The sequence below is a fragment of the Rhizobium sp. NZLR11 genome, from assembly GCF_019685115.1.
GTDB lineage: Bacteria > Pseudomonadota > Alphaproteobacteria > Rhizobiales > Rhizobiaceae > Rhizobium.
This window is the reverse complement of record NZ_JABDWD010000002.1, coordinates 73,292-83,685: the sequence shown is the minus strand read 5'-3', so window position 1 is coordinate 83,685 and position 10,394 is coordinate 73,292. Positions and strand designations below refer to the sequence as shown.

Here is a 10,394-nt window from a genome sequence, read left to right as displayed (position 1 = left end):
GCGCGCGCTCAGGCGGGTTGCCGCGATGCGCTGCTGTGCAGCAGCGCAAAGTTGCTTGAGAGGTCGACCTTTAGGTAGCCATCGAGGCTTGGAGCCTCGGTGATGGTGATATTCAAAATACCATGTCGGCCGAACAGCATCTCGCGCAGAGCCGATGAGATCGCCGCTGAAAATGCCACGACGAGCAGAGCGCCGGTCGTGTTGCATAGAGAACTAGGATCATGACGCAGAAACATAGTAATCCTAACCTTCCAGGCTTCGACTGCAGAGATAGCCTCTGTCAGAATTGTTGCCTCATTGCAGTGGAACCGCGGCTTACCCACCACGCTTCACGAGAGATTCATCGCCACGGTACCGGTGAACGGACAAGCGCAACATCTGCTCTTAAGGGCAATTCGCGGGCATGAAGACCCACCTTTTGGGTAAATGCCGGCTGAAAGCTTAGGCGCAACATCGTCTTTGGGTGGAGCGAAGGTGCATTAGGCGTAGCCCGCCCTTCACTAGAACAGGTTGACCGGGGATGTGGCCGGATGATTGCTTGAGAGCAGCGCAGCCACAAAGGCCGACACCTGTTTTTTTGATCTGCCGCGATCAACAGCCGCTTGTCTGTTCAAGTCAGTCGGGACGGATAATGAGAGTAGATAGCCTCAGAACTGCCAGCGGACCAACCATCAGTTGGCGGGCCATAGAATGCTGGGGCGCCGGCATATCCCTTTTTCTTCAGGCAGGCGCTCTTCTGCCACTTATCCTGGCTGATGCGGACGGAACGCTCAGCGAATCTGCCAAATCTATACTGCGTCTTCCTTGCTTTCCTGTTTATGCATTTACAATCGTGATCCTGATACGCAATTTTCCGCAGTTTCTAACGGCGCTCAGACGAAATCTGATTCTTCCCCTGATGCTCGTCTTGCCGTTTTTGTCTGCCCTGTGGTCAATATCACCGCCAACGACCTTGAGGCGCGCAATCGGCCTTTTGTTTTGCATGCTTCTTTCCTATGTCCTGGCGATACGTTTCACGCCAAGGCAGCTGCTGTTCCTGCTATTTGTGACGCTTGGAGCCTGTATCGGCCTGAGTGTGGTTATCTCCGTGGTGTCACCAAGCCTCGCCAGTATGCCGGACGGTGCTATGCGGGGCGTCTTCATTCACAAGAACGTCCTGGGCTGGTACGCGGCTCTGATGATCTTGGTGGCGACCGCGGTGCTGATCGACGGCACGCTCGGTCTGCGGCGAACCGCGTTCATCTTGTTGGCGGCGGGTGTGATCTGCCTTGCAAGCTCCGGATCGATGACCGCGATCATTGCAACGTCAGTGGCGTATTGCCTGATCGGCTTTTATTCCCTCCTGCAAAGAAGCAGCAGCATTGGCCGCGTCGTCATCGTCCTGTTTTTCGTTCAGCTGTCTGTCGGCATTCTGATTTCGCTGCACGAATTCCTGGTTCCGGCCCTTGTAGCGCTCGGCAAGGACGCGACTTTGACGGGTCGGGTGCCATTGTGGGAGCTGGTTGACCGCGAAATATCCGATCGTTGGTTGCTTGGCTACGGTTACCAGGCTTTCTGGACAGTCGCGAACCCTGAAGCGACGCACATCTGGTTAAAAATCGGATGGCCGGCGCCCCACGCGCATAATGGATACCGCGATATCCTGTTGAGCTTTGGCATCATTGGAATGATTCCGTTCGCTCTGATGCTTCCCTACGCAATTCGCCAGGGCGCGTTCCTTCACTGTCATGATCCGCAGTACGGGTGGCTCTGGCTCAATGTCCTTACGATCATGATTCCGGTGATGAATCTGACCGAGAGTATTTTTTTCGTTCAGAATGACGCCATCTTCATCCTGTTTACCACAGCCATCATCATGTTTTCGCTATACGCGCCCGTCGTTTCGACCAGCCGTTCGCCAGCTTGGCAGGCGCCCGCGCATGGCCTTACGAGCGGGTTGCAGACATCATGAGGCGGCGTTTTGGACGGATCCTGAGCATTTTGCCTGTCATGCTCTTTCCCCAGCCCGGCAATCCGGCGCCAGTTGGGACAGAGATAGATGGGCCCGAGCGCCTGCAGGTGCTCGTCAGGGAGGCGACTTGCGCGGAAGCTTCCGCGACTTTGTCAGCCAAGTTGAAGGGGACTTCTTTAAGCGACGAATTGAGCAGCAGCACCGGGGTGCGGACGATATTTTACGTTTCTCCCGATGGCAAAGACACCTGGAGTGGCCTCCTTCCGACCGCAACTCAGCAGGGTGGCGACGGCCCTTTCGCCAGCATTGAAAGAGCCCGTGATGCTGCCCGTGAGAAGGGCGGCACCAACACCATCGCGCTGGGTAAAGGCGATTACTACCTTACTCAGCCGATCGTCTTTGATGCCCGCGATACGGGCTTGATCCTGACGGCAAGATGCAATGAAGCGCCGATTTTGCATGGGGGGCCGCGCGTGCGCGACTTCGCGCAGCAAGCCGATGGTCGCTGGACGGCGCCGCTGAAGTTGCCGCCGGATGAAGGGGTCGGTGACCTTTTCGTCGATGGGATACGCCAAACCAGAGCTCGATTCCCCAACGCCCCCGCTGATGGCGATCCACGCAAGGGATGGTTGTTTGCCGCAAAGTGCCAGCCTACCGTCGACGCGTCGGAAGGAAACACGGGCTTTTGTTTCCATGCCGGCGATCTTCCGGCAGTGGGTGATACAAGTGGACTGGTCGTGGACATCGTTGGGGGGTATCAACCCGGAAGCCAGTGGGGCAATGATACGCTCCCCGTTGTATCCATCGATGACGCCGGCCGGACTGTCCATACGAAAGGCACAGGCTATTTCTTTACCGCAGAAGGCAGCCGCTATTTCCTTGCCGGAGCCAAGACCTTGCTCGATGCTCCCGGAGAGTGGTGGTACGACCTTGTCGCGGGCGAGCTTCATTATATCCCTGTCGATCAGTCGTTGCCCAATTCCGTCGTCGTTGCTGGCATCCTGCCGACATTCTTCAAGTTGGATGGGGCCAGCGGGATGGTTGTATCAGGGTTCGAGTTTAGAGATGGAGCTCCCGAAGGCAGCGGCAAGTTCTATACGGAAACCAGAGGATTTGGCGCCATTCGGATCGAACACGCTGATGGCGTCAAGATTGTCGGCAACAGCATCGAGAATGTCGGCGTCGGGATCCATGTGACGGAAAGCAAGGATGCGTTGATTGCCGCCAATGTGATTGCGGATGTGGCTGGCAACGGGATCTACGTCGGCACAAATTATGGCACCTTCGGCAAGTCGAACGGCGCCAGGATCCTTTCAAACCATATCCATGACATCGGAAAGGTTTACATTGAAACCGCCGGAATATGGTTTCAGGCGGCTGACAATGTCAGGATCGCCGACAATCTGATCGAAAACACGGCGCAGTTCGGAATCGCCGGCGGTTCGCTGTGGGGTTCCAATGACGCCGTCTATAACGCTGTCATCGAGCACAACGTGATCCATAACGCCAATCAGCAGACGGCAGATGGCGGTGCCATCAAGATGATGGGCGAGCAGGCCGACCCTCTGAACAGCACCATCCGCTCCAATCTCGTGACCGGCACCGGTCATCTCATGAACAGGGCCGATGGGACGTTCTGGCCTCCCGGATATGAAAATACCGGTGAATGGCCGTCCCCTATCAGCTGGGCGATCTATACGGATGGGAAGGCGAGCGGGCTGCGCATCGAGGGAAATACGCTCTCGGGCAACGTCGCGGCGATCGGTATCAATGGCGGTTGGAGCAACCTGGTGGCGGGAAACGTCATCACGAACGGATCGGGCGCTGCTTTTCGCGTTGATGACGGTACCGGCAGGGGTTGGCGTCCACCGTGGGCACGCCCCAATCGTATTGAGGAGAACGTTGTATCGGTTGACAGTGACAGCGGCATTGTCGCGTACGTCAACGCTCCCGATCTTGGGCTTGGATTTGTGCAATTCGCGCGCAACCGCTACAGCGGCAACTTGAACGACAAGAGCTTCCGAATAGATCCGAGGATCATGCGTTCGGGAGAATTTGGCAGTCTAGGCGATCTTCAGAAGGCTGGGGCGGACACCGGGAGCGTGGCCGCGCCGCCCGAGTAACAAAAGGCGCGCGCCCCGCGACGAGCGGTGTTCTGCGGCGATAATGTTCGCCGGGATCTGCCGATCCGTCGAATGATCAATCGCGTCAAGGCGAAGGCCTTTTGAGGGTCAGGCGAAGCCGCAGCCAGATCGCCTCGAAGATCTGCTGGCTCCTGTCAACCAGCGTCGGCATTTGCCGGGCATGTTCGATCCGCACATCAAAGATGATGGCATTGCCAGCTCGTACGCGCAGGCTCTTCTCTAGCAAGGCCTTTACCAGACCCTTGAGATGAGATTTCGGTCGAACCTTCAATGTCGCCGGCGAGTTCATTCCGATTCTGGCGATAGAACACGATCCTCCCCGGCTTTGTTCGCGCGAGCGAATATCTTCTGCAGCTCTTCGGTCATCAAAAAGAGCAACATGGCAAGCCATGGGGTACGTAGACTTACTTCGAATATCGTACGCCATCCCGGCGTAAGACGTAAACGTGAAGTCTCTTCTACGTCCAATAGCTGGAGCGGCAAGTATGGAGGCAATCGACCTGCCGGGATATTCTGATGACAGTTTCAGTCGCGAAAGCGTAGGTCATGAGAAAACAATCAGTAGGCAGCAGCCCAACTTCAGTTCTTCATCCAGGGGGCTCTTTAGGATGGACGAATGTCCTTGGTGTTCGCGTCTCGGCAGTCAATCTCAAAAGCGCGACGGGATTTATTCAAAAAGCGGTCGAAGACGGCAGGAAGGAATATGTATGCGTTCGCGACGCACACGGCATCGTCCGATGTCAGGATGATCCCGAGCTCCGGTCGATCCATAACCGGGCGTTCCTCGTAACCCCCGACGGCATGCCGCTTGTTTGGGCGCTGAGACATGCTGGTCATGCCGAAAGCGACAGGGTCTATGGACCAGATCTCATGCTATCCGTTTTCGATGCCGGCAGCGCCAAGGGCTTGCGCCATTTCCTTTATGGCGCAACGGCCGAAACGCTCGAACAACTGCAGGCGCGCCTTCTCGCAAAATATCCGCAAGCGCGGATCGTCGGCTCCTATGCACCGCCTTTTCGCAAACTGTCGACGCGGGAGGAAACGGATATTGCTGACCGGCTCAACCGGTCGGGCGCCGATGTCATCTGGGTCGGGCTGAGCAGTCCCAAACAGGAACTCTGGATGGCGCGCATGCGCGATCGTCTGGAAGCATCGATGCTCATCGGTGTCGGAGCTGCGTTCGATTTCCACGCCGGCCTCAAGCGGCAGGCTCCGAGGTTCATTCAAAGAAGCGGCTTCGAATGGGCGTTTCGTCTTCTGTGCGAGCCGCGGCGGCTGTGGCGGCGCTATGCGCTCGTCGTGCCGACCTTCATCTCACTGTCAGCATTCCAGAGACTGGGACTTCGGAAGTTTCCGATCGAAGACGCCATTTCTGAATCGGGCGCGTCGGGACAAATGCAGTAGAGGGGTAAAAGCGTCATGTCCATATTTGTGCCGTCAGCTATGACACCGGGTCCGTCGAAGGCATCCACACCAAATGACATGACATCGCGGGCGATTCCGGCAGGGTCCGTGCCGCCCATAGCAGCCAGGACTGCCGATGCCTTTGCGCCGGCTGGACTGAATATGCCCGTCGCACTAGGGCGCCAGCTTCCTCGGCTTGCAACGTCGTCCTTCCTGGTCGCCGGCGACATTGCCAGCTATCTGACTGCCTATTTCGTTCTCCTGTTCTTTCTTCCCAGTGGTTCGGAGGGCACGCTCGTGGAGCGTGCGTTCACGATCGCCGCACTGGCTGCGATTGTTCTTTACGCATCGGCCGGCCTCTATCCTGGATATCGGCTGCATGACCACGAACATCTGCGGCGGCGCACTATGGCTGCCGTCAAGGTGGCTGTCCTGGCGGCATTCGCAGCGATTGTCCTGCCGGAGGGGGAACGACTGCTGCTTGCCACTATTGTGTTCCTCGGTCTCGGGCTGATTGTTCAGCCATTTGTGCATTGGCTTGCACGTGGCCTGTGCTGGAGACTTGGAATTTGGGGGGAGCGCGCGGTTGTCATAGGGGGGCGCAACCTTGCTCCCGCGCTCGTGGCACATTTCAACGACCACTGGCAGTATGGCATCAGGCCGGAGCCCTCTTCCTCCGATACTTTGGAGGCATTGCCGGGTGGCGGGCCATCCATTGCGGTGATTGCCGGCGACACTGGCTCGCTTGTGTCCGACTTGCCGGCGATGCGTCGGAAGTTCGCCGAAATCATTTTGCTGTCCGACACGCCGAGCCTTAAGGTAAGTGGATTGCGACCTGCGGATATCGGCGGAGAGATCGGTATTCGCCTCACCACCGGTGGGAGTTCGATCAACTCGGATCCGGTTCGCCGGATCCTCGATCTCGCAATCGCCGTCCCTGCAACGATCGTGGTCGCGCCATTCATCGCGATGGCAGCGGCCGCAATCTATGCCATCGATCCAGGCCCTGTCTTCTTTCGGCATGCCAGGGAAGGACGGTCCGGCAGGCCGGTGCACGTCCTGAAACTGAGGACGATGTACCAAGACGCGGAAAAGCGCCTCGAAGCACTATTCCGAGACAACCCTGCCATGCGCGCCGAGTGGTTGAGCCACTTCAAGCTCAAGGACGATCCGCGCGTCCTTCCGATTATAGGACATATGCTGCGCTCATCGAGCATCGACGAGCTCCCGCAATTGGCAAACATCATTGCGGGCGAGATGGCCTTTGTGGGACCACGCCCGTTCCCGGAGTATCACCTTTCGGCGATGGACGGCGAATTTCGGGACAAGCGCCGTTCCGTCACGCCGGGGCTCACGGGCCTTTGGCAAATTTCTGAACGAAGCGATGCGGACATCGAGCTGCAGCAGCAACTCGACGAGTTCTACATCGACAACCGGTCCCTGTGGTTCGACTGCCAAATTCTTCTCGGCACAATCCCCGCGGTTTTCAAGCGCAGGGGAGCCTGCTGACCACTTCCACGAGGCAACCATCAACAACGGAGCACACCAATGCACGGACACAAGAGAATTATGGTTACCGGCGGCACCGGGTTTCTGGGATCATTCCTGTGCGAAAGGCTTTTGCGAGAGGGCAATGACGTCCTCTGCGTGGACAATTACTACACCGGTTCGCGCGACAACGTGCTGCACCTTCTCGACGACCCGCGCTTTGAGATTCTTCGCCACGACATTACCTTCCCGCTGTATGTGGAGGTCGACGAGATCTACAACCTCGCCTGCCCGGCATCTCCGGTCCACTATCAGCACGACCCCGTGCAAACGGTGAAGACCAATGTGCACGGGGCCATCAACATGCTCGGCTTGGCAAAACGCACCAAGGCGAAGATCTTCCAGGCCTCCACCAGCGAAGTTTATGGCGATCCGGCCGTGCACCCTCAACCCGAGGAGTATCGAGGCAGCGTCAATCCGATAGGCCCGCGGGCATGTTATGACGAAGGCAAGCGGTGTGCCGAAACATTATTCTTCGACTATCATCGCCAATACGGTGTGGAAATCCGCGTGGCGCGGATCTTCAATACTTATGGGCCGCGTATGCAGACCAACGACGGCCGCGTCGTCTCCAATTTCATCGTTCAGGCGCTTCAAAACGAGCCGATCACCATCTTCGGCAAGGGCACGCAGACGCGCTCCTTCTGCTATGTAGACGATCTGATCGAGGGCTTCATCCGCCTGATGGGTACGCCGGCCGGCGTCACGGGTCCGATCAATCTCGGCAACCCAGGAGAATTCCAGGTCCGGGAACTGGCCGAAATGGTCATCGAGATGACCGGATCGAAATCAAGCATCGTTTACAATCCTCTGCCGATTGACGATCCCACACAGCGCAAGCCCGACATCAGCCGGGCAAAGCAGGACCTGGGCTGGCAGCCGACGGTGAACCTGCGTGAGGGGCTCGAGAAAACGATCGCGTATTTCGAGTGGAAGCTTTCTGGCGGAGCCAAGAGCGTGCCTGGCGTCCGGTCCTCGCGAACGGCTTACACCTATCTGCCTACTCCGGCCGTCGGCCTTCCTGTTGCGCAAGCTGCGCCCCTGGGAACGTGAACAGAAACGGCAAGCGAAAATCAAGGCTCGGTTTCTTCAATAGACCGAGCCCCAAATCGCGGTTTGCAAAATGAGCGGCAACCGTCGGACGTGCAAATCGCTGCAAAAACAACAATGAGGAAATGAGGCATGCGCGTTGCCGTTGTTACGCCATACTACAAGGAGCCTAACGAGCTCCTTGAGCAATGCCGGGCGAGCGTTCTCGACCAAACCGTTGCATGCGACCATGTTTTTGTTGCCGACGGGTTTCCGAACGCTATCGTCGGTGGCTGGCGCGCAAAACATTTCATTCTGCCGAATGCTCACGGCGACGCCGGCAACATGGCTCGCGTGATCGGCAGCCTCAGCGCCTTTGCCCAGGGCTATGACGCGGTGGCGTTTCTCGATGCGGACAACTGGTACAGATCCGACCACATCCAGCGCTTGCTTGAGCTTCACCGCTGTACCGGTGCTGCGGTTTGCACATCGAGACGTTCGATGCACCGTGCGGACGGCACCTACATGTTCGACGACTCAAAGAGCGACGGTCGCACGCACGTGGATACGAACTGCTTATTTCTCACGCGACCGTCCCTGCCGATCATTGCGCGCTGGGCTCACATGCCGAGGGAACTCTATCCAGTCGGAGATTCCGTCTATTGGAGCTCGATCCGAAGCTCTCGGCTGTCGCTCTCTCATGAACCGACCGCGACGGTATGCTACCGGACGACTTGGGAAGCCGACTACAAGCGAATGGGAGAACCTGTTCCTGCAGGCAGCAAGACCCTCGCGTTCACCGACCAGCCATATCACTGGTTCAAGTCTCTCCCGGCTCGGGACCGCTGGCGCATCTGGCAGGATTTCGGCTTTCCCCTCAGGCGCCGCACGGTGGCAAAGCTGGTCGGCCAATATGCGCTGTCAAGGCTTTCCCCCACCTCTTATCTCGGCGCCAAAATATGAACACCCAAAGTCTTGCCGAGCCGGCAATATCCCGTCTTCTTGCCCGGTCCGCCTTGTTGGCAACTGTCTGGCCTCGCGTGAAATCAGCCAGGCGAAAACATTCTCAACGCATGCGAGAATAATCGGAAAACAAATTACGCATAACAAAGAAACGATGCCGCGTCCGAAAGATTTGTCAAACCAGGAGTGACGCAGTGCTTACGGAGGAAGAAGTTTGCAACGTGTTGATGTCGTAGTCCCCTGCTATAATTATTCCCATTTCTTGCAGGAATGCGTTGAAAGCGTCCTTTCGCAGGCGGGCGTCGATGTGCGCGTGCTCATTATAGATGACTGCTCGCCAGACAATACGCCGGAAGTCGGGATGGCCCTGGCATCCCGCGACACGCGGGTCACTTATCGGCGGCACACTGCAAACATGCGGCACATCGCTACCTACAATGAAGGGATCGATTGGGCAGGCGGTGACTTATTCCTGCTTCTTTCTGCGGATGATTATCTTCTGCCGGGCGCGCTGGACCGCTCGGCGGAGCTGATGCGCAAGTATCCGGATGTGGGGTTGGTGTTCGGGAACGCGCTCATAGCTGAGCCAGATGGTACTACGAGCAAGCGCGCGGATCCTCTCGGCGACAATAACGTGCACCCCATGCAGGTCTTGTCCGGTCGGCAATTCATGCGGTTGAGTGGAGCGCGCAATCTCGTTCCAACGCCGACAGCTGTTGTGAGGACGGCGCTGCAAAAGCAGGTCGGCGGCTATCGCAAGGAACTGCCGCATGCCGGCGATATGGAAATGTGGCTGCGACTCGCATCACATGCCGGCGTTGGCTACATCAATGACGACCAAGCAGTCTATCGCCAGCATGCTTCGAATATGTCGCTGCAATACTATGGGGAAAATATCCTCTCCGACCTTCTACAAAGAAAAATGGCTTTTGATATCCTGTTTAACCAAGCGGCCGATAGCCTCAGGAAAGATGAGATGTTGCGACGCTTTCTTGCCAGAGATCTCGGAAAACAGGCGCTTCGACAGGCTGGTATTGCATTCAACAACTTCGACGTTGCGACGGCCGTGGCTATTCAGCGTTTTGCACTGGAGGTTTCTCCTGAGGTGCGAAATTCGTTGCCCTGGATCAAGTTGATCTGCAAGCAAACGATCGGGCCAAAATGCTGGTATGCCTTGAATTCTGTGCGGCGAAGAGTTGCGGCGTGAATGGGCAGGATCGGGCCGGGTCAGTTCATCCGCAAGTATGGTAAAAACAGGCCGTGGTTGAGCGCCCGATTGCTACTCATGCCAAAATCGCGGGAAGCGTAATAGATCGCCTTGGTATAAGAAGACCCGGTGACGCATTCGCGCCACC

Annotated in this window: 9 protein-coding genes; 7 read left to right on the top strand and 2 right to left on the bottom strand. The window is 57.3% G+C overall.

The genetic code is table 11. The annotated features are described in order from the left end of the window. Positions 1–8 precede the first annotated feature (8 nt). Entirely contained in the window at positions 9–236 is a 228-nt protein-coding gene (locus tag HJB83_RS04180) for a hypothetical protein (RefSeq protein WP_221131315.1), read from the bottom strand. Between the two features lie 395 nt (positions 237–631). On the opposite strand from HJB83_RS04180, the gene HJB83_RS04175 reads away from it, so the two are divergent. Both HJB83_RS04175 and HJB83_RS04170 read left to right on the top strand, forming a co-directional pair. Next, positions 632–1,951: an O-antigen ligase gene (locus HJB83_RS04175; RefSeq protein ID WP_207585147.1), complete on the top strand. Its 1,320-nt coding sequence runs from the start codon at positions 632–634 to the stop codon at positions 1,949–1,951. Then, positions 1,948–4,074 (top strand): right-handed parallel beta-helix repeat-containing protein, encoded by a 2,127-nt coding sequence (locus HJB83_RS04170; protein ID WP_221117629.1) that lies wholly within the window; start codon positions 1,948–1,950, stop codon positions 4,072–4,074. The genes HJB83_RS04175 and HJB83_RS04170 overlap by 4 nt, the downstream gene beginning before the upstream one ends. An 85-nt stretch (positions 4,075–4,159) precedes the next feature. Here HJB83_RS04170 and HJB83_RS04165 read toward each other — a convergent pair whose 3' ends face one another. After that, entirely contained in the window at positions 4,160–4,486 is a 327-nt protein-coding gene (locus HJB83_RS04165; protein WP_207585149.1) for a hypothetical protein, read from the bottom strand. Positions 4,487–4,641: 155 nt separating this feature from the next. On the opposite strand from HJB83_RS04165, the gene HJB83_RS04160 reads away from it, so the two are divergent. From HJB83_RS04160 to HJB83_RS04140, 5 genes are all read left to right on the top strand, one after another. Beyond that, the gene (locus tag HJB83_RS04160; protein ID WP_221131314.1) at positions 4,642–5,499 is read left to right on the top strand and encodes a WecB/TagA/CpsF family glycosyltransferase; all 858 of its coding nucleotides are present in this window, start codon (positions 4,642–4,644) and stop codon (positions 5,497–5,499) included. A gap of 15 nt (positions 5,500–5,514) precedes the next feature. Next, on the top strand, positions 5,515–7,008 hold the full coding sequence (locus tag HJB83_RS04155; protein ID WP_221131313.1) for a sugar transferase: 1,494 nt from the start codon (positions 5,515–5,517) through the stop codon (positions 7,006–7,008). 39 nt (positions 7,009–7,047) lie between these two features. Beyond that, positions 7,048–8,100: a UDP-glucuronic acid decarboxylase family protein gene (locus HJB83_RS04150; protein WP_207585152.1), complete on the top strand. Its 1,053-nt coding sequence runs from the start codon at positions 7,048–7,050 to the stop codon at positions 8,098–8,100. Positions 8,101–8,229: 129 nt separating this feature from the next. Further along, positions 8,230–9,039 (top strand): glycosyltransferase family 2 protein, encoded by an 810-nt coding sequence (locus HJB83_RS04145; RefSeq protein WP_221131312.1) that lies wholly within the window; start codon positions 8,230–8,232, stop codon positions 9,037–9,039. A gap of 214 nt (positions 9,040–9,253) precedes the next feature. Next, complete coding sequence (locus HJB83_RS04140; RefSeq protein ID WP_207585154.1) at positions 9,254–10,246, top strand: glycosyltransferase; 993 nt, start codon at positions 9,254–9,256, stop codon at positions 10,244–10,246. Positions 10,247–10,394: the final 148 nt, after the last annotated feature.

Excerpts from the sequence above, each read along its gene's own strand:
- HJB83_RS04150 (WP_207585152.1), top strand. The coding sequence starts at position 7,048 with ATGCACGGACACAAGAGAATTATGGTTACCGGCGGCACCGGGTTTCTG.
- HJB83_RS04155 (WP_221131313.1), top strand. The coding sequence starts at position 5,515 with ATGTCCATATTTGTGCCGTCAGCTATGACACCGGGTCCGTCGAAGGCA.
- HJB83_RS04180 (WP_221131315.1), bottom strand. The coding sequence starts at position 236 with ATGTTTCTGCGTCATGATCCTAGTTCTCTATGCAACACGACCGGCGCT.
- HJB83_RS04160 (WP_221131314.1), top strand. The coding sequence starts at position 4,642 with ATGAGAAAACAATCAGTAGGCAGCAGCCCAACTTCAGTTCTTCATCCA.
- HJB83_RS04170 (WP_221117629.1), top strand. The coding sequence starts at position 1,948 with ATGAGGCGGCGTTTTGGACGGATCCTGAGCATTTTGCCTGTCATGCTC.
- HJB83_RS04165 (WP_207585149.1), bottom strand. The coding sequence starts at position 4,486 with ATGGCTTGCCATGTTGCTCTTTTTGATGACCGAAGAGCTGCAGAAGAT.
- HJB83_RS04145 (WP_221131312.1), top strand. The coding sequence starts at position 8,230 with ATGCGCGTTGCCGTTGTTACGCCATACTACAAGGAGCCTAACGAGCTC.
- HJB83_RS04175 (WP_207585147.1), top strand. The coding sequence starts at position 632 with ATGAGAGTAGATAGCCTCAGAACTGCCAGCGGACCAACCATCAGTTGG.